The sequence below is a fragment of the Candidatus Poriferisodalis sp. genome (genome assembly GCF_965219595.1).
Taxonomy (GTDB): domain Bacteria; phylum Actinomycetota; class Acidimicrobiia; order Acidimicrobiales; family Poriferisodalaceae; genus Poriferisodalis.
Genome location: NZ_OZ244781.1, coordinates 2598210 through 2619571, shown reverse-complemented (window position 1 = coordinate 2619571; position 21362 = coordinate 2598210). Strand labels below are relative to the sequence as shown.

Below are 21362 nucleotides of genomic sequence, written 5' to 3'. Positions count from 1 at the left end.
CTCGCCGTCCTGCAGGCTACGGCTCAGGAATCGGCCGAAGGCTCTGTCAGCGGCGCTCGGAAAGGTTCAGGACGCAGCAGCTGACGGTGGCCGCGGCCGGGAGCTGTTCAGTGGTCGCGATGCCACGCTCGACGACCGCCTCGGCGAGATCGGGGTCGGACCAGCTTGCGACAGTCTGGAAGCCTCGCTCCTCGTAGACCTCGACGGGTTGACCGCCCATGAAGCCCATCACCGGCCTCAACGACGGCGACGCCTTCGCGACCACGGCCGCCGCGCCGGTGGCGGACGCCCACTCCAGCATGCGGTCGAGCAGCCCGGCCCCGATGCCCCGACCGAAGTAGCGGCTGTCGCGGTCGTCGGTGTCGTCAAGCTGGCCGACGTGATAGCAGAAGACGCTGATCGTGCCGGGGGGAAGGGTCGGTGCCCGGCCGTCGAAGTCCATCCAGTACACCGGATCCCAGATGTTGTTGGGGCTTCGCTGTCCGGGGATGTACCTCCGGAACTGCAGCTGCCCGACGTGGCGGTCTCCCTCGAATGCCAGGATCGCAGCGGATCCAAGGCTGGCGATCCGCTCTGCCAGTTCGTCGGGTTCGCCCATGCACCCCACAGGAACCGAGCCGACGTCGGAGGCCGCCATCGCTCGATAGGCGATGTGCTGCGGCGTGGACATCCCCGTGTCACCTGTCATCGGGCCGCATGCTACGGCCCAGGCACTTTCCGGTGGCGTCGGCGCGGCGCTCCGGACTGTCCCGCTGGCGAATGCACGCCCGCTGCGGCGTGCGGGCCGGCGGCCGCCCCGAACAGATTGCCAGAGACAGATTCCTAAACTACACGGAAAATATGGAAATTAGTTGAAACTAAAGCTCTTGACGGTAGATAAGCAATCGCTACTAGAGTGCCGCAGACCGGCCGGACGCTTGGCCATGCGACCACGGCTTCCGGCATCAAGCGATGCAGCGAGAGGTAACGCGCCTGTGATGACCACGCATGAATTCTGTTTGTTTGTCGACGGCGCCGACCTAACCGTTGCTTCGACGGTCGAGCGGCTGGAAGGCGCCGGCTACTCCCGTCCGGCTGCAGCGGCCCACGACGGCGTCCAGGCGCTTGTGTTCTCGCGTCAATCGGAGCATCTCGTCGACGCGGTGGGCGCTGTCGTCACAGCGGCCGAGGGCATTCCCGGGCTCTGCGTGGCCAGGGAGGCACGGAGTGGAGCCGTGCCGGTGTTCGACCCGGCTTCACTGAGACTCACCACGGCCTGCACGGTGGCTGAGCCGACCTCTCCGGCTGGCGCCGCGCCGAACGGCAGTCGTTGCGCACACCTAGAGTCTTCCGGTGTGGATGTCGGCAGCAGGCGATATGGCTGACGAGCAACTGCTCTCGCGGCTGCTGATCGTCCGGCACGGCGAATCCGTCGCCATGGCCGAAGGAATCGTCGGCGGACCCAGGGGTGTCGGGGCCTCACCGACCGGGGCCGCGCCCAAGCGGCGGCGCTGCGCGACCGGTTCGCAGCCGGCCGCGAACCCGAGGTGCACGTCGTCTACTCCTCGCCGCTGCCCAGGGCCCGCGAGACCACCGACATCGTGCTGCCAGTACTCGGCCGCGGGCCCGAGCGCGGGAATCTCCATGTCCATCTCCACGATGACCTCGAGGAAATGCGGCTCGGACCTGCCGACGGCATGACCTGGGAGGCGGCGCGCGAGCGCTTCGGGTTCATCCAGCCGATGGACCAGCCATACGCGCCCGTGGTGGACGGCGGTGAGAGCCGCGCAGACTTCCGCCACCGGGTTGCACAGGCGCTCAACGACATCGCCGCAGCCCATGCGGGAAAGACGATCTTTGTGGGGTGCCACGGCGGCATCGCCTCTGCGGCCATGGCGATGGCCTTCGGCATCCCGCCCAGTCATCGGGGCGTCGGCGTGGTCACCTCGGTGACCGCCATCACCGAGCTGGAGCTGCTCGATTTCAACGGGCGGCGCCTGTGGCAAGTACGACGGTTCAACGACGCCGCCCACCTCACCGCCGTAGAAGCAGCCTGACACCCAGCGGCCGCGGCGCTCCGCACAGCCTCTAACTTGGCGCATAGTCAGCAGACTGCGGGAATCTGGAGGACCAGATGCTGGTCGAGCGAATCGAAGCGAAGTGGATCGATGCCTTCTCGTCGGTCTTCGAGATGTGCGGCGTCGAACCGCCCCAGACGGCAGCGATCCTGTCCGAGAGCCAGAGCAGGGCCGTGAACGTGAACCTGGCCGAACTGGCCCTGGATCGGCTCGGCACGCCGCCGGTCCACGTCGTGGTCCCCACGCCTCGCCAGTCGGCGCCGGTGCCGGTGAGGTCGACGGGCGCGTCCGACGCCATCGCCGGCTCAGCGGCAGTGCTCGCGGCGCTCGGGGCGGTGGACTTCGTGGTCGACTGCACGGTGGAAGGGCTGCTGCACGCTCCGGAACTCCCGAAGATCCTGGGCGAGGGCACCCGGATCCTGATGGTGTCCAATGAGCACCCCGAAGCCCTCGAGCGTCTTTCACCAGAGCCGGACCTCGAGCCGAAGGTCAAGGTCGGCATCAAGAAGCTGATCGCTGCCTCGCAGATGCACGTCACCTCGGCAGCGGGCACCGATCTGGTCGTCGACGTCGACGGAGCACCGTGCGGTGGCGGATGGGGCTACACCGCTCGGCCGGGCACGATCAGCCACTGGCCCGGCGGGCTCTGCCTGGCTTTCCCCAAGGCCAACACCGTGAACGGCACGATCGTGATGGACCGTGGCGACATGAACCTCACCTTCAAGCGGTACATCGAGTCGCCGGTCACGCTGAAAATCGAAGGCGACTACGTCGTCGACGTCGAGGGCGTCGGCACCGACGCGGCGCTGTTCCGCAGTTACACCGATGCCTGGGGCGACCGCGAGGCCTACGCGACCAGCCACGTGGGTTGGGGCATGAACCCCGGAGCGCGGTGGGACACCCTTTCGATGTACGACCGGAGCCAGACCAACGGAACCGAGCAGCGGGCCTTCGCAGGCAACTTCCTGTATTCCACCGGGGCGAACGAGCACGCTGGCCGGCACACCCTGGGGCACTTCGACCTGCCCATGCGGAATCACAGCGTGTTCCTCGACGGGGAGGCTGTGGTGATCGAGGGCGCCCTGCAGGGCGACCTGGCCTGAGCCGGCGAGCCCGCAGCCTGCACCCATCGACATCTTGCACGCACCGTGAGCGATTCCGGACCGCTGTCCGCTGGGGCCGATCTTGCCGCGCGTGTCGAGCGGTGGGCCGACCGGCAACCGTCTGCGACCGCCGTCGCGTTCGAAGGCGTCGAGCACACGTATCGCGCATTCGCAGACCAGATCGCCGCGACGGCCGGCTGGCTGGCCGGTGCCGGCGTGGGCGAGGGCGACCGTGTGGCGTGGCTCGGCCCGAACCGGCCGGCCGCGCTGCGGCTGATGCTCGGATGCTCTTGGCTCGGCGCCATCTACTTGCCGTTGAACTCGCGCCTGGCGCCGCCCGAGCACCAGTGGATCCTCGACCACGCCGAACCTCGCCTGCTGGTAGTCGATTCGACCTTCGAGCGGCATGCCGCATCGATCGGTGCGGGGTGCGAGATCCGGGCGCTGCCTGACGAGCCCGAGTGCCCCAGTACCCCGAGTGCTCCCCCGCCACGTCGGGGCACCCCCGCCCATCCGGTGCTGCTGGCTTACACCTCGGGCACCACGGGACATCCCAAGGGCGCAGTGCTGGACCAGGCGGCGATGGCCGCGAACGCCGTCAACTCCACCCACGCTCATGACCTCACGAGCCGCGACCGGGTGCTCACCACGATCCCGTTGTTCCACGTCGGCGGGCTGAACATCCAGACCCTCCCTGCTCTGCTGGGTGGGGCGGCCGCGCTCATCGAGCGGGCTTTCGACCCCGGGCAGTTCCTCGACGACGTGGAGCAGTGGCAGCCGACCTGGACCGTGCTGGTACCCGCTGCACTCACCGCTGTCGCCGCCCACCCGCGTTTCGCCACCGCCGACCTCGGATCGCTGCATGGGATCATGACCGGGTCGTCTCCCGTGCCGACGGCCGCCACCCAGCCCTTCTTCGATCGGGGTGTGCCGGTCGGGCAGATCTACGGATCCACCGAGACCGCCCCGATCGCGGTGCACCTGCGCTGCGACGAAGCAGCGTCCCACCCAGGTTCGTGCGGCAAGCCTTCGACTATGTGCGAGGTGCGCATCGTCTCCGATTCCGGGGGGGACGCGGCGCCGGACGACCGCGGCGAGCTGTGGGTGCGGGGGCCGAGCGTGCTGCGGGAGTACTGGCGCGACCCCGAGGCCACTGCTGAAGCACTGAGCGACGGGTGGTTCCGCACCGGCGATGTCGGGCACGCGGGTGACGAGGGCTGGATCTTCATCGACGACCGGCGCAAGGACATGATCATCTCGGGAGGCGAGAACATCTACCCCGCCGAGCTCGAGGAGATCCTCGCCCGCAGCGATCTCGTCGCAGAGTCAACCGTCGTGGGCGTGCCCGACGAGCGATGGGGCGAGGTGCCCGTCATCGTGGCCGTACGGGCAATCAGGCCGGCGGCCGCTCCTGGCACCGCCGACGATGCCGAGATCGAGGCCGCCGATCTCCTGCGACTGTTCGACGGGCAGCTCGCACGCTTCAAGCATCCCAAGGCAGTGTTCTGGACCGATCAGCTTCCCCGAACGGCGCTCGGCAAAGTACGCAAACACGAGGTACGAGCAATGCTCAACGAGAACCATGGAGTCCACCGTGCCGGTTGATGTCGCATTCATCGGGCTCGGCGTTATGGGCTTCCCCATGGCGGGCCACCTCGCTGCAGCGGGCCACCGCGTCACCGTCTTCAATCGAACCGCGAGCGTCGCGCAGCGGTGGTCAGGCGAGCACCAGGGTCGGGTGGCTACAACGCCGGCAGACGCCGCCGATAGCGCAGCCATCGTGTTCATGTGCGTCGGCGCCGACGACGATGTGCGCGCAGTTGCCTACGGCGACGACGGGGCGCTCGCCGCAATGGGCGAGGGCTCGATCCTGGTCGACCACACCACCGCTTCGGCCGACCTGGCGCGCGAGCTGGCTGCAGCCTGCGCCGAGCAAGGAATCGGCTTCATCGACGCACCCGTATCCGGCGGCGAGGCGGGCGCGCAGAACGGCGTGCTGACCGTGATGTGTGGCGGCGCGGCCGAGCATTTCGAGCGGGCGCGACCAGTCATGGACTGCTACGCGCGGGCGGTCACGCTGATCGGTCCTGCCGGCTCAGGGCAGCTCACCAAGATGGTCAACCAGATCTGCATTGCCGGCCTTGTCCAGGCACTGTCGGAGGGGCTCGAGTTCGGTCGCCGAGCCGGCCTCGATCTCGACGCCGTGCTCGACACCATCTCGCAGGGGGCTGCCGGGTCGTGGCAGATGTCCAACCGCGGCACAACGATGGTCGCCGACGAGTTCGATTTCGGTTTTGCCGTGGACTGGATGCGCAAGGACCTCGGCATCGTGCTGTCGGAGGCGCAGCGCAACGGCGCTCCCCTGCCGGTCACTGCCGTCGTCGACCAGTTCTACAAGCGCATCCAGGAGCTGGGCGGCGGCCGCTGGGACACCTCCAGCCTCATCGCCCTGCTGCGCCCCCTCGAATCGCACTGATTCCACTCAACCTCCAAGCGAACACGGGCCGGTACCGTGCGGGCCCGTGACCCACAGCGACCGCATCCTGATGGGGCCGGGACCATCCAATCCCTACCCCGAAGTCATCGAAGCCTTCACTCGGCCCGTGCTGGGCCACCTCGATCCCGAGTTCATCGCCCTGCTGGACGAGATCAACGAACGTCTGCGCGCCGTCTGGCAGACCCAGAACCTGCTGACCTTTCCTGTCAGCGCCACCGGCTCGGCAGGCATGGAAGCTGCGTTCTGCAACTTCGTCGAACCCGGCGACACGGTGGTCATCGGCGTCAACGGCGTCTTCGGCACGCGTATGTGCGACGTGGCAGCGCGGTGCGGCGCCGACGTCGTAGCGGTGAACGAGGACTGGGGCCGTGCCATCGATCCGCAGCGACTGATCGACGCCCACCCGTCGCCCAAGCTCATCGCCGTCGTGCATGCGGAGACGTCCACTGGCGTGCGCAACGACATCGCGCCGCTCGGCCAGGGCAAGGGAGAAGCGCTGCTGCTCGTCGACTGCGTCACGTCGCTGGGGGGCATCGACGTCGACGTCGATGGCTGGGCCGTGGACATCGCCTACAGCGGCACGCAGAAGTGCCTCGGCGTGCCGCCCGGCCTGGCGCCCCTCACGGTCAGCGATCGGGCACTGGAATCGCTCGTCGAACGGCCCCAAAGCTGGTACCTGGACCTGAACATGATCCGGGCGTACGTCGTGGGCGAGGGCGCTCGCGCCTATCACCACACCGCGCCGATCTCGATGCTCTATGCGCTGCATGCCGGCCTCGGCACTGTGCTCGACGAGGGGCTGCAGAACGCCTGGGCTCGCCACCAGGCCTGCGGCGACGAATTGCACGCACGCCTGCCCGAGCTCGGCTTCGAGCTGTGGGCCCAGGAGGGCCACCGCCTGCCCGAACTCACCACCGTCACGCTGCCCGACGGCCTCGACGACGCTGCCGGGCGCCGTGCCCTGCTCGAGCGCTACGGCATCGAGGTGGGCGGCGGGCTCGGACCGGTCGCCGGCACGGTGTGGCGCATCGGCTGCATGGGGCACACCGCCCGGATGCGCAACGTCAGGATGCTGCTGGGAGCGCTCGAAGAACTCGTGAGCGGCTGAGGGCCCGGCAGCGTGATCGGCAGCGACGCCCGCTCAGGGCGTCGGGTGCAACGGCAGCAGTTCCTGGCCCAGCGCAGCCCGGTACGTGTTGTGGAAGTGATGCAGCGCCGGCTCGTTGCGTCCGAACACGACATGTTCGAGCGCCCCGCTGTTGGCTGAACGCTGCTGGCTGGCGCTCATCACGTAGTCCTCATCGCGGATGACGTTGCTGAAGGCCCGTGATGCCTCGGCCATGAAGTCGAACTCGGCGTCGTCGCGTGCGATGCCGGGCCTCAGGTAGAAGGAGATCTGGCTGGTGTGACGGCCGGGCTCGGTCGGGTGGGGATACGCCCGCACCAGGAACAGCACCTCGCGCGACGGGATCAGCTGCACGTTCGGGAACAGCCAGTACACCGGCAGTCCGTAGCGGGTGATGTCCCACTCCGATGGCGGCCGCTCGCGCGCATCCTCGATGGAGCGGCGGCACAGGATCAGCCGGTGATGGCGCCCGAACTCGTCGTAGCACTGCACATTGCCGTAGAAATCGTTCGACAGCGTGTCCGAGTGCAGCACGGGGAAGTGATAGGTCTCGCCGAACGTGTCCATGGCGAGCTTCCAGTTGCAACCGACCTCGTATGTGTCACTGCCCAGCCACTGCAGCTTGCCGAAGTCCCATCCGGCGATGTCGGCGGTGAGCTCGTCGCCCAGCAGCGCATCGGGGTCGAGCGTGCCGCCGGGCTGCGGGTACACCCACAGCAGGCCGTGACGTTCGACCGCCGGCAGCTCCACCAGCCCCAGATCGTCGCGGTCGAGCTCGCCGAAGTGATCCGACTTCGGCAGGCCCACCAGCGCGCCGTCGGCATCGTAGGTCCAGTTGTGGAACGGGCAGGCGAACCTGCGCTTGCGCCCGCGCGGCTCGGTCTCGATGACCACGCCGCGGTGACGGCAGGAGTTCACGAACGCCCGGAAGCGGCCGCTGGGCGACCGCACCAGCAGCATCGGCGTCCCCAGATCGTCCTGGGTCATGAACGAGCCGGCTTCGGGCAGATCGCCCGACAGGCCCACCATCTGGGGATGGGTGTCGAAGAAATCCCGCCGCTCGATCCGTGCGAGTTCGCGGTCGGTATAGGACGACGTGGGGTTGTAGCGCACGCCGCCGGCATCCACGTTGGTGTCGGAGTCGAGCCGCGCCAGCAGCGTCTTGATGTGGCTGATCTGTTCGGCGTGCTCCACGACGGAAGTATGCCAGCGGCCTTGCGGCGCCCGTCAGTGCCGCCCGCTCAGAGCACCGCGGCGCGCCTCAGCGAAGCCAGTCGTTGAACTCGGGCTGCCGCTTGGACAGGAAGGCCGACACGCCCTCGGCAGCGTCGGGCAAGTGATCGGTGATCGCCGTCTTGGAGGCGATCTCGTCGAGGGACTGTTCCCAGGTCATCTCCGCAGCCAGCAGGATCGACCGCTTGAGCATGCGCATGGCCACCTGCGGGCCCTCAGCCAGCTCGGCTGCGAGTTCGGCTGCTGCGGCGGGCAGCTGCTCGTCGTCGACCACCTCGTGCACCAGCCCGAGCTCGTGTGCGGTGTCGGCGTCCACGATCCGCTTGCGCATCATGAAATCGGTCGCCCTGGCGACGCCGAGATGCTGCACCAGCAGCCACTGGCCGCCCTCGTCGGGCAGCAGGCCGAATCGAAGCGTTGCCGATCCCATGCGAGCTGATCGGGCCGCGATCCGGAAATCGCAGGCCAAGGCGAAGCTGAAACCCGTCTGGATGGCGAAACCGTTGATGGCCGCGACCGTCAGCTTGTCCAGACGGCGCACGGCCGTGTTCACGGCCTGGGAGATCGTCCGCAGGCTGTTGTAGGTGCCTGCAGCGTTGTGATGACCTCCGAAGATCTCCGGCATCGATGAAGGACGCTCGGCTTCGTAGCCGCCGAGATCGTCGCCGGCCCAGAATGCACGCCCCTGTCCGGTGAACACCACAACCCGCACAGCGTCGTCCATCTGGACCTGGGTGATCAGCTCGATGAGGTCGCGTTTCATCGAGTGGTTCGAAGCGTTCATCGACTCGGGACGGTTGAACGTCACGGTCAGCACTCCGTCTGATCCCAACGCCTGCTCGAACCCGAAATTCTCGGTATCCAAGTAGCCGGCTTGCTCGCTTGACATTGCTCATCACTCCCTGCGTGAGTCGATCCGCCCCAAGGCGGGTCGCACGCCGAACCTAGTGAAAACTCGGCCGCTCGGTACGCTGCCGGCCGTGGCTTCCGAGACCAGCGACGCAGATGATGCGCCGCCAGCGCCCATTGCCCCGTTCGCTCCGTTTGACGGCGTGCTCATGCTGCGACTCGACACCGAGACGCCTGCGGGCGACCGCACCTACTACGTCACACCGTTCGTCACCGACGGCGGCCGGCTGTTCGTGTTCGACGAACCGGGCGATCGGAGCGACGCGCTCGAAGAGCTGCTCGTGGGCAATCGCACGAGCATCAGCTCCGCCTCCACCGGCGAGCTGAGCATCGGCGCCGTCGGGCGCTACCCGACGTCAGACGAGGAGGCATGGGCGCGTGACGCCTGCTCGGCGCGCTTCTTCTATGACCAGGCCCTGCAGGACCTCGCCCAGCTCGGCGGGCTGGTGACGCTGCACCCCGCCTGAGCGGCTTCCCCGCTCTTGTTCGCTCCGCTCACGGGCTGCTCGGGCCCGGGGCTCAGCCCCTAGGGTTCCGGGCGTGCGCACAGCGATTCAGTTCGGGGGACCCGCATCAGGCAAGCGGCGTGACTGGGATTCCCAAGTCGACTTCTTGCGGGAGGCGGAACGCCTCGGAGTGGACATCGTCTGGTCAGCAGAGGCCTGGGGAATGGACGGCGTCAGCACGCTGGCCTATGTCGCTGCTGTTACCGAGCGCGTACAGCTCGGCACGGGAATCCTGCAGATTTCCGCACGCGCACCGGTGATGACGGCAATGACTGCGCTCTCGATGGCCGCCATGACCGGCGACCGGTTCATCCTGGGGCTCGGCGTCAGCGGCCCTCAAGTGGTCGAGGGGCTGCACGGCGTGCGCTTCGGCGACCCGCTGGGGCGGCTGCGCGAGACCGTCGAGATCTGCCGCCAAGCCTTCGCCGGCGAGAAGATCAGCTATGAGGGGCGCCACCATGTGCTCCCCCTGCCCGGCGGGCAGGGCAAGTCGCTGCGGTTGGCTCAGCCGGCGAACGATGCCATCGAGATCTGGCTCGCGACCCTCGGCCCCAAGTCGCTGCGCTACACCGGCGAGGCTGCCGACGGCTGGGTGGGCACCTGCTTCGTGCCGAGCCACCCCGAGGTCACCTGGGGCCAGGTGCTTGAAGGAGCCGACGCAGCCGGACGTCCTGCCGGAGCGGTGGCCTGCCAAGCCGGCGGTGCCGTCGAGTTCGGGGACGATCTCGACGCTCTGATCGAGCCGCGGCGATCGGGGTTGGCGTTCACGCTGGGCGCCATGGGATCGGCCACCACCAACTTCTACAACGACGCCTACCGCCGGGCGGGCTTCACCGAAGAATGCCGCCACGTTCAGCGTCTGTGGCTCGACGGCGATCGGGCCGGCGCAGCGGCCGCGGTGCCGGACCGTCTCGTCACCGAAACCAACTTCTTGGGCACACACGAGCAGGTCACCGACCAGGTGCGGGCGTATCGAAACGCCGGCGTGGACGTTCTGCGCCTGCAGCCCGAAGGGCCCACCGCCGCAGCCCGGTTGGACACGCTGGCGGCGATGATCGACATCGTCCGAGCGGTCAATGCCGAAACCGCCAACGGATCGTCCTAGCTGCTCCGTCCACCCCAGCAGCAAGCGACCTGTTCGGGGTTGGCCATGTCACTACCGTGGTGCCCATGACTGGGCAATCTGACACTGGACACGCCGTCACGTTCTCCGAGTCGGAACTGCGGGAGCGACTCACGCCGATGCAGTACCACGTCACTCAAGAGGCAGGGACCGAGCGCCCGTTCACGGGCGAAACCTGGGACAACCACGACAACGGCGCGTACCACTGCGTCGTGTGCGGCGCCGAGCTGTTCGACTCAGAGACGAAGTTCGAGAGCGGCTCCGGCTGGCCCAGCTTCACCCAGCCGGTCTCCGACGAGGCAGTGGACACCGAGGTCGACCGCTCGTACGGCATGATCCGCACCGAGGTCATGTGCAAGGCCTGCGGAGCTCACCTCGGTCACGTGTTCCCGGACGGTCCCCGACCGACCGGCGACCGGTTCTGCATGAACTCGGCGTCGCTGCAGTTCGCGCCGTCCGAAGAGCCAACGTGACCGAGTCCGGCTGACCGGGTCGGGCCCAGCCTGGACGAGACCGGGCGCGCACGGTGTTCCCTCAGCAGGCCCAGTATCAGCCGCTCCCGTCGTTGCCGGAGGCGTCGCCGATATCCAGGCTCAGCTGCACTGCGATGGGCTCGTCAGGGAGCAGCTTCACCACATCGGCATCGAGCTCGCGGCGCACGCCCGCCACCGGCAGCACGGTCAGCATCGCCGCCTGACCCTGGCGCAGCAGGCTGAGCACCCGGTCGTCGTCAGCCCACAAGACGTCGCTGCCGCTGATGACGATGTTCGCCGAGGCAACCTCTCCGCCGAGCTGGTTGCGCAGATAGTCGAACGCTCGGGCAATCGAGCGCAGGTCGATGCCTTGGTCGCGCATCTTCTTCGCGATCTTGAACTCGACGAGGTCGTTGTAGGAATAACGGCGCCGAGAGCCGCTGCCCTCGGCCTGTGCGAGCGATGGCTGCACCAGGCCCTTACGGGCCCAGTGATCGAGCTGGCGATAGCTGATCCCGACAATCTTCTCTGCCTGCTTGCTGGAGAACCCCTCGACAATCGCGCCTGCCATCTCGGGCGCGGCCTCGGCAGACACGTCGGCACTCGCCGAGGTGGCGGCAGGCTGTGACGGCACGTCGGCTTCTTGCGACGTCGTCGGCACAGGGTCGGAAGCTGGTTGCTGGCCGGCCATCGGTGTCTCCTCTCCTGCGTGGGTCACACGCGGCAAATCACACCCTGCGAACTACCGAGCTGTGATCTGTACCTTCACAAAGCGTACGGGGACCGGTCGCGCCAGCGCAAGAGGCCGCTCTGCACGAGCGTCGAACCATCGAGCGGGCCGCAGCGGCGGTGAGGCCGCCACGATTCACTCTTTGTCGCCGGCCTCCGCCGCGGGACCGAAATCGTCGGGCTGCACGTCGTCCAAGAATTGCTTGAACTCGTCGAGGAGCTCGTCGGGATCGACGTCGTCGGGGGGATCCGCGGGGAGCTCGATGATCTGCCCCGCTTCGTCCAGCACCGACTCGCTGGCGAAGATGGGGGTGTCGGCCCGCACGGCCAGCGCGACGGCGTCGCTCGGCCGGGCGGAGATCGTGTGGGTGTCCGAGCCGATGGTGACCTCCATCTCGGCGAAGAACGTGCGATCTCGCAGATCGGTGACTGTCACCTTGACCAGCGTCGCCCCGAGGACGTCCAAGATGGCCGCCATCAAGTCGTGCGTGAGGGGCCTCGGCACGCGAATCTGCTCGATGCCGCGGTAGATCGCCTGGGCCTCGGGCGTATCGATGACCACCGGCAGCACTCGCTGAGAACCGCCAGTCTCACGCAGCAGCAAGAGCGGGCTCTGCGAGGGCATCTCGACCTGCACGCCAAGAAGCTCCATCTCGACCATGCCACGCACACTACTTCGGCCCTTGCGAGCATCGAGCCGGAGAGACCTGGGGCTAAGGCCGATAACGGCGCAACTCCTCCCCCATCACCACCGATCGCAGGCGCTCGCACAGCGCCGTCAAACGGCCCAAGGACCGCTGCGCGTCGAGCTCTGCCGACGCTCCGCCGGCATGCAGAATTGGTTGGATGCCCTGCTCGAACATGGAGGCGTCTCGCGCCGCGGCATTGCGGATGACACGCAGGTGGCGGGCTTGCAAACCGTAGGTGGCGAACTCGCGCGAGATGCGGGCGATGAGCAGCGCACTGCTGCCGTAGCGCGGCTCAGGCGGTTCCAGCCCCAACGAGGCCTGCACTGGGTCGGGTTGTGTTGCGCCGGGCTGTGGCGGCAGTAGCCGGGTCGCGTCGTCGTCGGCGAGCGGCACGAGCAACCCGAAGTCGGTCAGCTCAGCGATCTCGTCAACGGAGAGCCCGGTCTCGGCGCTCAGGTCGGCTGCGCTGTAGGTGCGGGTGTCGTCCTCTGCAAACCACGGCGGCGCCATGCTGCCGGCGGTCGCCGTCGTTGCGTGCCTGTCTTCGCCCACGATCGAGTCTCGGCCAGCCGCACCGCGGTCGGCAGTGTCGTCGTCGGCCGCGTCCTGATCGCCAGCGGCCCGATGTGCGGCATCGCCGTCCAAGGCGGTGTCGGCCGTCGTCTGCTCTCGATCGGCATCATCAGCGCTGTCGTCGGGTGTGGTGAGCCCAGGCGCAGCCGTGCCGGTGTGCGCGGATTTGCCCAGCTCGTCAACGCCGATGCCCCAGATGTCAGCCAGATGTTCGCCGCGATCGATGCGTTCGCCGATGATGCTGAGCGGCAGGTATTGATCGCGTTGACGGGTGAGGATCCAGCGCAGCACTTCGATGTCGTGGCGTCCGAAGCTGCGGTAGCCCCCCGGCGTACGGGCCGGCGAGATGAGCTTGCGATCTTCGAGGAACCGGATCTTGGAATCGGTCAGATCACTGAACTCGGGCCGCAGCAACGCAACCGCCTCGCCGATTGACAGTCGTTCGGCGGGGGCAGGCGGATGCGATGGCGGGGTGGGCTCTGGCTCGACGCGGGCGCTCACAGCCCGACCGAGGCGACCAAGTACAGCATCTTGAACTTGCCGATCTGCAGTTCGTCGCCGCTGTGCAACCTCACCTCGCCGTCGGTACGAATGCCGTTGATGTAGGTGCCGTTCAGCGAACCCACGTCGCAGAGGATGTGGCCCGCCTGACCGAACTCGAGCACCACATGACGGCGTGACACGGTGATGTCGTCGAGGAACACGTCGCTGTCGGGGTGGCGGCCGACGGTGACCCTGTCACCGGCCAACTCGAATCGTGTCCCTGATCGGTGCCCGGATGTGACCACAAGCTCTGCTTGGCCGACGTAGGGCGGAACCTCGGTGACGCGAATTGGCGTCAGCACTTCGGTAGGCGCGTCTGGGGGCGCTTCCAAGCGTGTCCCGCAGCTGGAGCAGAATCGGGCGTCGTCGGGATTCGACTTCCCGCACATGGCGCAGGTGACCGCCATGATGATCAGAGGTCCTCGGCGATCAACGCTGCATAGCCATCGGCATCGAGCAGTGCCTCCATCTCGGCGGACGCCTGAGCCACGTCGTCGGTCGGGGCGATGACGCAGATCCACCCGTCGCCGTAGGGAGACTCGTTGACCAATTGCGGCTCATCCTCGAGAGTCACGTTCACTTCGACCACCTCGCCCGAGATCGGGGCAAAGATGTCCGATACCGACTTGGTGGACTCAATCTCGCACATCGGCTCGTCGGCCGTGACCTCGGCGCCGATCTCGGGCAACTCCACATACACGACATCACCGAGCGCATCCTGTGCGAAATCGGTGATGCCCACCTGCACCCCGCCATCGGCGGGGCGCACCCATTCGTGATCGCTCGAGTAGCGAAGCTCGGCGGGAATCTCCATGCTCGCGAACCTACCGGATAGCTGTCACACGGCAGACCCGGCTTCGCTGTAGGGATGTGCCGCTCGTAAGCTGCCGCGGCGATGAGTTCAGCCAGCGGTGCGCCCTGCGCGCCCCTCACGCACCGCATCGAAGGCTTGGGGGATATAGCCCACCGCCGACCAGTAGTGGATCGGCAGGCCTACCACCACGAAGATCCATGCCGCGATGCGGAAGGCATCCGCTGCGCCGATGTGACTGTCTCCAGCGAGGAACATCGGCACCGCGAACATCATGAGAAACGTTCCGGTCTTGCCCCACCAGGTCACGTCGATCTTGCGAGCGCCGAGTGCCCCCAGCACCAGCGCCGCCACGGCGACCACTCCCTCCCGGAACAGTGCCAGCATCGCGATCCACAGCGGCAGCGAGCCGTCGACGATCATCACGACGAGCGCGACCAGCAGCAGCAGCCGATCGGCAGTGGGGTCCAGGATCTTGCCGAGCTCGGAGACTTGGTTGAACCGCCGCGCCACCCAGCCGTCGAACCAGTCGGTAGCCCCGAGGGTGCCGAGCAGCAGTGCGGCGGCCCAGCGGTCTTCGGCACCGAATACCAGCCACACGAACCACGGCAGGCAGCACAGACGAGCCAGACTGATCAGGTTCGGCACGGTGAACGGCCGCCACCCTTGGTCGGGGACCGACGGCGCATCGGAGGCCTCGCTCACGCGGCTCACAGTACCGAGATGCCGTCGGCTTAGGCTGCGCGCATGAGCACGATCTTCACGCGGATCATCGAGGGCGAGCTGCCCGGGACGTTCGTGTGGCGCGACGACCGGTGCGTTGCGTTCCTGTCCATCAACCCGCTGTCGCCGGGTCACACGCTGGTGGTGCCGATCGCCGAGATCGACCACTGGCTGGACGTCCCGGCGGACCTGCAGGCGCACCTGTTCGATGTGTCCAGACGCATCGGCCAGGCGCAGATGCAGGCTTTGAGACCCGAACGCATCGGGCTGGTGGTCGCCGGCTTCGAGGTGCCTCACTGCCACATTCATGTGTGCCCGGTGAACTCGATGGCCGACATGAACTTCGCCCGGCCGCTGCCGATGGCCTCGGCCGAGGAGCTGAGCGGGCCCGCCGAAGCCATCCGCGCCGCGCTGGACGGCTGAGCCATCTCTCCCGCAGCGCGGCACTAGAAGAGCTGATCCGATTCCACCGGCTCGATGAGGCTCGCGTCGCGATTGCGGACGTTGCCCACCGCTCGGCCCACCCGGTGCGAGCGCAGGATGCCCTCATCCGCGGGCACGCACATGGCCGACAGCACGCCGGTGTCGTCGTTGGCGGGGTCGAGCCAGGATTCCCACTGCGAGCGTTCCAGCAGCACCGGCATGCGGTCATGAATCGACGCCATGAAGCTGTTCGCTGCGGTGGTCAGCACCGTGGCTGAGTGAAGGGCCTGGGGCGGGCCGACGGGGACATCTGCGTCCGCTCCCTCCGCTGAATCGCCGGCTGGCCGCGGCGACCAGCGTTCCCACAGGCCCGCCATGGCGAGCATGGCGCCATCGGCGCGGGTGATGTAGTGCGGCAGCGGTCGGTCGTCGCGGCTCGTCCCTTTCGGGGCTTTGGGCCATTCGTAGAACCCGTCGGCAGGAACAATGCAGCGGCGCCGCTTGAACGCGCCACGGAACGAGTTCTTCGTTGCCGCTGTCTCAGACCGGGCATTGAACAGCGGCAGGCCCTTCGCGGGGTCCTTGGACCACTGCGGCACGAGGCCCCACCGGAACGTCTCGATCCGGTGGGCATCGTCGTTGCCCACCACGGCCACGATGTCGGCAGTGGGTGCCACGTTGTAGCTGCGAGGTGCGTCGAAACCGGGCAATGGCGTGTCGAAGTGCGCCGCAATCTGCTCGAGACTGGCCGCTGAGACGAACCTCCCGCACATGCACCGAGCGTAGAACGACGGTGGATTCCAAGTCCGCTCCGCATCAGCTCACGCGAACTCGATGAACTCAGTTGTATCTGAAAACCATTTGAACATCATGAATTTTATTTGGATGATGTCTTCTCGTGGGATTCGTCGACGATCTCTGGGCCGTGCTGCTGTCGGGGGATGAGGCCGAGGAGCAGGAAGCGCTCGACCGACTCGTCGAAGACGACGTGACGGCAGACATTGCGTTTGCCGCACTCTCGGCCGGTGGCGCCGCCACCTACCGGCAGGAATCCCGCACAAGTCCCCCGGAGGCCGATTCCGACCGCAGGCAACAGTGACATGCTGCCCCCGGCTTGCCCCACGATGAAACGCTCGTCCAGACTCTGGTCAGCGACGCGGAGGCCGCTCGCCGTGGCTGCTCGCCGGACAGGCCGGTACTGTGCGGCACGTGGGTGCAGGATCGCGAGTGGCGTGAATCGGTCGATGGCATCGACTCGAACGGCAACGACGGAGCAAGCCAATCTCTTGGCAATGCTCAGCGAGCGTTATGACACGCCTCAGGCCCGCGGCAGCGCGTTCGAGAGGCTGATGCAAGCCGCTCTGGCACGCCACCCGGATCTCTATGGCCCCAGGCGCTTCAAGCACGTCTGGCGCTGGATGGAATGGCCCGACCGCGAGGCCCTCGGCTACGGAGCCGATGTCGGCATCGACCTCGTCGCTAAGCAAACCCCCGAGGCAGGTGGAGGACTGTGCGCTATCCAGACCAAAGCGCACATCGAGGGTCGAATCAGCAAGGCCGAGGTCGACTCCTTCATCTCGGCATCGTCGGGCTCGGCGTTCTCCGCACGCCTGCTCGTGCTGACGTCGCCGATGACCGCGCAAGCGCGGACGATGGTCGAACAGGCATCGCCGCGGTGCGAGGTGCTGCACCGCAGCGACCTCGAGTCGTGGCCGATCAACTGGGACGAGTGCCTCGACGACCCGACCGAGTTGCGCTTCACGCCCCAGCCGCGCCATACGCCCAAGCCGTTTCAGGTTGAGGCGATAGCGACGGTGCTCGACGGGCTCGCCGCGGGAGACCGCGGACGACTCGTACTGCCCTGCGGAACGGGCAAGTCGGTCGTCTCGCTGTGGATTGCCGAACAGCAGGCCGGCGTCGGCGGGCGGGTCCTGTACTTGGTGCCCTCCATCGCCCTGATGAACCAGACGATGCGCGAATGGGCACGCCAGCGAAATCCCGACATTGCGCATCGTTACATCGGCGTGTGCTCCGATACTCGCGCCGGACACGCAGCCGAGGATGCGCCGCTGGCCGAGTTGGCAATGCCGGTCACCACTGATCCGCAGCGCATCGCAGCGCAGCTAGCCATGAGCGATTCGGACGCGATGACCGTCGTGTTCTGCACCTACCAATCGCTCAGCCTCATCGCTGACGCGCAGGCTGGAGACGGCACGGACACCCAAGTTCCCCCCTTCGATCTCGTGCTCTGCGACGAGGCTCACCGCACCACCGGCATCGAGGATACGAAGACGCCGAAGAAGGGCAAGGCAGACAGTCGAACGATCACCCCGTACTCCTTCATTCACAACCCTGAGCGCGTGCGTGCCCACAAGCGCCTCTATATGACGGCGACGCCTCGCGTGTACACCGAGGCAGCCAGGCGCCGCGCCGACGAACACGAGCGCGACTTCGACGTCTTCTCGATGGACGATCCGAACATCTACGGTCCGGAGCTGTACCGCATGTCGTTCGGCGACGCTGTCGAGGGCGGCCACCTCACCGACTACAAAGTGCTGGTCATCGCGGTGGCCGAGAATCCGGTGCTCGATGCCTACGACAGCATCGTGATCGACGACGATCGGCCATTCAGCATCCACGAAGCAGTCCGCTTTGCTGGCTGCTGGGACGGCTTGGCCGATCCCACTACCACCACCGCTGAGGGCCGTGTCACGGGCGCCGTCAACCCGCAGGACGCTGCCCAGCGAGTCATCGCCTTCACCAACCGGATCCGCAACTCCCAACTGGTGGAGAGGTACTGGAACCCCGTGGTCGAGGCGGTGGCTGCTGCGGTGCATGGTCGGACGGCGGCAGGCGATAGGGCCGAACTGCTCGGCTGCGACGTACGCCACGTCGACGGCTCGAAGAACGCTCTCGAACGGGCCGACACGATTGCATGGCTCCGACAAGGCGATCCCGACGGCGCCTGCCGCATTGTGACCAACGCCCGCTGCCTCACTGAGGGCATCGACGTGCCGGCATTGGACGCCGTGATCTTCCTCGAACCGAAGCAGTCACAGATCGACGTCATACAGGCCGTCGGCCGCGTGATGCGGCGCGCCGAACACAAAGATGTCGGCTACGTGATCCTGCCGGTGGTGGTTCCCTCCGGCGCAAGCCTGCTCGACGACCAAGTCTTGTCGGGCTCCGACTTTAAGGCCGTTTGGAAGGTCCTCAAAGCCCTGCGCTCACACGACGAACGCCTAGACGTCGCGATCAACACAGCCGACCTGACAGGACGGCTGCCCATCAGCATCCTGCCGAGCGGCGTATGCAGAACATGCGGTCGGGCCGACGCCGAGTGTGAATGCGAGCAAGACGGCGGCGACATCGACGGCAAAGTGACCCAGCAGCGTCTGCCCTTCGAGCACGCCATTGCGTCACGGCTGGTGGCCGCCTGCGGGGATCGCCAGTACTGGGACCGCTGGGGCCGTGAGGTGGCACGGATCACCGGCACCATTACTGAGCATGTGCGGACCGCTGTCGGGGCCAACCCTGACTTGGCCGCCAAGTTCGAGCGCTTCGGCGACCAGATGGAAGCCACCATCGGCGGAAGCTTGCCGTCTGGCGACCTTGCGGTGCTCGTCGCCCAGCATGTGGTCACGATGCCGGTCTTCGATGCGCTGTTCGCAGGCAGCGGTTTCGCCGACCGCAACCCGATCTCCGCCGCCTTGAACGAGTTGCTTGACGAGTTCAAGGCTGCCGACATCCGGCTTCGTGACGAGACGGTCGCATTGGACCGGTTCTACGACAGCGTCCGCAACCGCCTCTCTGGCGCGGCCGACTCTGACGCCCGACTCAAGATCATGCTGGAGGTGTACGAGTCGTTCTTCAAGGAGGCGATGCCCGCCGAGATCACTCGGCTGGGGATCGTCTACACGCCTGTGGAACTGGTGGACTTCATGCTGCGGTCGGTCGACGCTGTGCTGCGCCAAGAGTTCGGACGAGGATTGACCTCGAAAGATGTCCACATCTTGGACCCCTTCACGGGCACGGGCACGTTCATCAACCGTCTGCTCACCCAGAAGAACAGCGACGGCGAGCCGCTGATCGCAGACGAAGACTTGGAGCGCAAGTTCGTCAACACGCACAACCCGCTGGTGCCGGGCGGCAGTGTCCAAGAGATCCACGCCAACGAGATCGTGCTCCTCGCCTACTACTTGGCCGCCATCAAGATCGAAGAGGGCTACCGGGACCGCACTGGCAACTACGAACCATTCAGCGGCATCGTGCTCACCGACACGTTCTCGCACGACCCTGCGAGCCTGCCGGGTACGGGGACGATCGGCTACAACTCCGCGCGCGCCCGACAGCAAAACGAACTCCCCATACAAGTCATCATCGGCAACCCGCCTTGGTCGGCCGGCCAGAAGTCATCAGGCGACGACAGCCCTCGGCCTTCGTATCCCGAAATCGAGCAGCGAGTGCGCGACACGTATGGCAGTTGGCACCGAAGAGTCACTGGACGCGGAGCTGGGCCCTCTTCGGGCAATCTCTATGTGGAAGCGTTCCGCTGGGCCTGCGACCGCCTGGATGCCCAAGACGACGACAAGCAGCGAGGCGGCATCGTTGCGTTCGTGCATCCCAACTCACTGTCCAACGCTCCGTCGCTCGCCGGGATGCGCGCCGCCCTACGAGAAGAATTCACGGATGTCTATGTCGTGAACCTTCTAGGTGACGCCATGAAGTCTGGCGATGAATACCGGCGTGAGGGTGACAAGGTCTTTGGTCAAGGTTCTCGCAACGGCGTGCAACTCACGGTGCTAGTCCGCAATCCGGAGAAGAACCTGGCCGAATCCGCCTCGCTGCATTACATCGCTGTGCCCGAGTATTCGCGACGGGATGCAAAGCTCGCTTGGCTAGCCGAACTCGCAGACGTCACCAGCGGCCACTTCGACGAGGTGCCAGTCAACGACGCTCACGACTGGGTCAACCTCACTGACGATTCATTCGCTGCCTTGCTGCCGGTATGTGAGGTCGGCCCCCGAGCCAGCCGCGGCAACACGATCATCGATGATCATGCGCGTGGCTTGGCGACTAGCTGCGATGCCTACGTCTACGCATTTAGTCGCGACGCACTCATAGCCAAGGTCACAAGGTTGGTCGGTGCCTATGAGCAAGCCCGACAAGACGTCGAACAGGGACTCAGCCCGGAGGATGCAACCATCAACGACGATCTGAGCATGATCAAGTGGACCCACACGTTGAAGAACTCGATCAAGAAGGGTCTAACTATCGAGTTCGACGAGAGTCGCATCCGCGAGGTCCTCTATCGACCATTTACGAAAATCTGGCTATACGAGGATCATCGGATCCTGTCCCAGGCCAGAGCCACAAGTGATCTCTTCCCGCCATCCTCCCCTATAGATGACATATCTGCTATGGACGCTGGGAGCGGAGCGGAGCGGAGCGGAGCGGAGCGGAGCGGAGCGGAGCGGAGCGGAGCGGAGCGGAGCGGAGCGGAGCGGAGCGGAGCGGAGCGGAGCATCTGCATCGCATCGCCGAACAATCGGGCGGTATTCGGAGCACTGGCAACGAACTGCCTCGTCGACCTCTGCGCAGTCGGGACCAACCAACCCGCCCGGGTCATTCCACGGAGGCGATCATGCTGAGCGCACCGTCCAACATGGCGGTGTTCGGGACGCTCGCGACGAGATGGCTTCCCGACTTGCACCTGATGGGTCCTGGCCAGCAGAGCCGGACGCTTCCCCGCCCGAAACCATCCTCATGAGCACGCCGTCTACCCGAACGACATTTGCTGTGCTGGCCTCACAGTCGCTGCCGGACTTGCACGCTCTAGACCCA

22 protein-coding genes are annotated in these 21362 nt (G+C 66.5%); 12 read left to right on the top strand and 10 right to left on the bottom strand.

The annotated features are described in order from the left end of the window. Window positions 1-46 precede the first annotated feature (46 nt). On the bottom strand, window positions 47-688 hold the full coding sequence (locus ACOQPE_RS11635; protein WP_420609070.1) for a hypothetical protein: 642 nt from the start codon (window positions 686-688) through the stop codon (window positions 47-49). Window positions 689-977: 289 nt separating this feature from the next. Here ACOQPE_RS11635 and ACOQPE_RS11630 point away from each other — a divergent pair, with 289 nt between their 5' ends. From ACOQPE_RS11630 to ACOQPE_RS11605, 6 genes are all read left to right on the top strand, one after another. Then, complete coding sequence (locus ACOQPE_RS11630; protein WP_420609069.1) at window positions 978-1364, top strand: hypothetical protein; 387 nt, start codon at window positions 978-980, stop codon at window positions 1362-1364. Between the two features lie 42 nt (window positions 1365-1406). Continuing rightward, the gene (locus ACOQPE_RS11625) at window positions 1407-2036 is read left to right on the top strand and encodes a histidine phosphatase family protein (RefSeq protein WP_420611388.1); all 630 of its coding nucleotides are present in this window, start codon (window positions 1407-1409) and stop codon (window positions 2034-2036) included. A gap of 77 nt (window positions 2037-2113) precedes the next feature. Further along, window positions 2114-3160 carry a peptidase M29 gene (locus ACOQPE_RS11620; protein ID WP_420609068.1) on the top strand — a complete coding sequence of 349 codons (1047 nt, stop codon included), beginning with the start codon at window positions 2114-2116 and terminating at the stop codon, window positions 3158-3160. 45 nt (window positions 3161-3205) lie between these two features. Continuing rightward, a complete protein-coding gene (locus tag ACOQPE_RS11615) occupies window positions 3206-4765 on the top strand; it encodes a class I adenylate-forming enzyme family protein (RefSeq protein ID WP_420609067.1) in 1560 nt (519 codons plus the stop codon). After that, on the top strand, window positions 4743-5636 hold the full coding sequence (locus ACOQPE_RS11610) for an NAD(P)-dependent oxidoreductase (RefSeq protein WP_420609066.1): 894 nt from the start codon (window positions 4743-4745) through the stop codon (window positions 5634-5636). Before ACOQPE_RS11615 ends, ACOQPE_RS11610 begins: the two co-directional genes overlap by 23 nt. A gap of 46 nt (window positions 5637-5682) precedes the next feature. Continuing rightward, complete coding sequence (locus tag ACOQPE_RS11605; protein ID WP_420609065.1) at window positions 5683-6765, top strand: pyridoxal-phosphate-dependent aminotransferase family protein; 1083 nt, start codon at window positions 5683-5685, stop codon at window positions 6763-6765. A gap of 33 nt (window positions 6766-6798) precedes the next feature. On the opposite strand, the gene ACOQPE_RS11600 is transcribed toward ACOQPE_RS11605, so the two are convergent. Continuing rightward, entirely contained in the window at window positions 6799-7977 is a 1179-nt protein-coding gene (locus ACOQPE_RS11600; RefSeq protein WP_420609064.1) for an aromatic ring-hydroxylating oxygenase subunit alpha, read from the bottom strand. 67 nt (window positions 7978-8044) lie between these two features. Continuing rightward, on the bottom strand, window positions 8045-8905 hold the full coding sequence (locus tag ACOQPE_RS11595; protein ID WP_420609063.1) for an enoyl-CoA hydratase/isomerase family protein: 861 nt from the start codon (window positions 8903-8905) through the stop codon (window positions 8045-8047). 91 nt (window positions 8906-8996) lie between these two features. Between ACOQPE_RS11595 and ACOQPE_RS11590 the strand changes: the two genes are divergently transcribed. The 3 genes from ACOQPE_RS11590 (at window position 8997) to msrB (ending at window position 11027) form a co-directional block, all read left to right on the top strand. Further along, window positions 8997-9392: a hypothetical protein gene (locus ACOQPE_RS11590; RefSeq protein WP_420609062.1), complete on the top strand. Its 396-nt coding sequence runs from the start codon at window positions 8997-8999 to the stop codon at window positions 9390-9392. A 73-nt stretch (window positions 9393-9465) separates the two neighbouring features. After that, window positions 9466-10536, top strand: coding sequence for an LLM class flavin-dependent oxidoreductase (locus ACOQPE_RS11585; RefSeq protein ID WP_420609061.1), 1071 nt, complete (start codon window positions 9466-9468; stop codon window positions 10534-10536). A gap of 65 nt (window positions 10537-10601) precedes the next feature. Next, window positions 10602-11027, top strand: a complete 426-nt coding sequence (gene msrB / locus ACOQPE_RS11580) for a peptide-methionine (R)-S-oxide reductase MsrB (protein ID WP_420609060.1) — start codon at window positions 10602-10604, stop codon at window positions 11025-11027. Between the two features lie 76 nt (window positions 11028-11103). Here the strand turns inward: msrB and ACOQPE_RS11575 are convergent, their stop codons facing one another. The 6 genes from ACOQPE_RS11575 to ACOQPE_RS11550 all read right to left on the bottom strand — a co-directional run bounded on the left by ACOQPE_RS11575 (window position 11104) and on the right by ACOQPE_RS11550 (window position 15077). Beyond that, window positions 11104-11718 carry a MerR family transcriptional regulator gene (locus ACOQPE_RS11575; protein WP_420609059.1) on the bottom strand — a complete coding sequence of 205 codons (615 nt, stop codon included), beginning with the start codon at window positions 11716-11718 and terminating at the stop codon, window positions 11104-11106. 174 nt (window positions 11719-11892) lie between these two features. Next, on the bottom strand, window positions 11893-12417 hold the full coding sequence (locus tag ACOQPE_RS11570; RefSeq protein ID WP_420609058.1) for a bifunctional nuclease family protein: 525 nt from the start codon (window positions 12415-12417) through the stop codon (window positions 11893-11895). Window positions 12418-12469: 52 nt separating this feature from the next. Next, window positions 12470-13519 (bottom strand): MerR family transcriptional regulator, encoded by a 1050-nt coding sequence (locus ACOQPE_RS11565; protein ID WP_420609057.1) that lies wholly within the window; start codon window positions 13517-13519, stop codon window positions 12470-12472. Continuing rightward, window positions 13516-13968 (bottom strand): FHA domain-containing protein, encoded by a 453-nt coding sequence (locus tag ACOQPE_RS11560; RefSeq protein ID WP_420609056.1) that lies wholly within the window; start codon window positions 13966-13968, stop codon window positions 13516-13518. Before ACOQPE_RS11560 ends, ACOQPE_RS11565 begins: the two co-directional genes overlap by 4 nt. Window positions 13969-13973: 5 nt before the next feature. After that, the gene (gene gcvH / locus ACOQPE_RS11555) at window positions 13974-14375 is read right to left on the bottom strand and encodes a glycine cleavage system protein GcvH (protein WP_420609055.1); all 402 of its coding nucleotides are present in this window, start codon (window positions 14373-14375) and stop codon (window positions 13974-13976) included. 87 nt (window positions 14376-14462) lie between these two features. Next, window positions 14463-15077, bottom strand: coding sequence for a CDP-alcohol phosphatidyltransferase family protein (locus ACOQPE_RS11550; protein WP_420609054.1), 615 nt, complete (start codon window positions 15075-15077; stop codon window positions 14463-14465). Window positions 15078-15119: 42 nt separating this feature from the next. On the opposite strand from ACOQPE_RS11550, the gene ACOQPE_RS11545 reads away from it, so the two are divergent. Next, window positions 15120-15518: an HIT family protein gene (locus tag ACOQPE_RS11545; RefSeq protein WP_420609053.1), complete on the top strand. Its 399-nt coding sequence runs from the start codon at window positions 15120-15122 to the stop codon at window positions 15516-15518. A 23-nt stretch (window positions 15519-15541) separates the two neighbouring features. Here the strand turns inward: ACOQPE_RS11545 and ACOQPE_RS11540 are convergent, their stop codons facing one another. Further along, the gene (locus ACOQPE_RS11540; RefSeq protein WP_420609052.1) at window positions 15542-16291 is read right to left on the bottom strand and encodes an SOS response-associated peptidase; all 750 of its coding nucleotides are present in this window, start codon (window positions 16289-16291) and stop codon (window positions 15542-15544) included. Between the two features lie 125 nt (window positions 16292-16416). Here ACOQPE_RS11540 and ACOQPE_RS11535 point away from each other — a divergent pair, with 125 nt between their 5' ends. Continuing rightward, a complete protein-coding gene (locus tag ACOQPE_RS11535; protein ID WP_419856140.1) occupies window positions 16417-16617 on the top strand; it encodes a hypothetical protein in 201 nt (66 codons plus the stop codon). Window positions 16618-16762: 145 nt separating this feature from the next. Further along, a complete protein-coding gene (locus ACOQPE_RS11530) occupies window positions 16763-21169 on the top strand; it encodes a type ISP restriction/modification enzyme (RefSeq protein WP_420609051.1) in 4407 nt (1468 codons plus the stop codon). The last annotated feature ends 193 nt before the right edge of the window (window positions 21170-21362 follow it).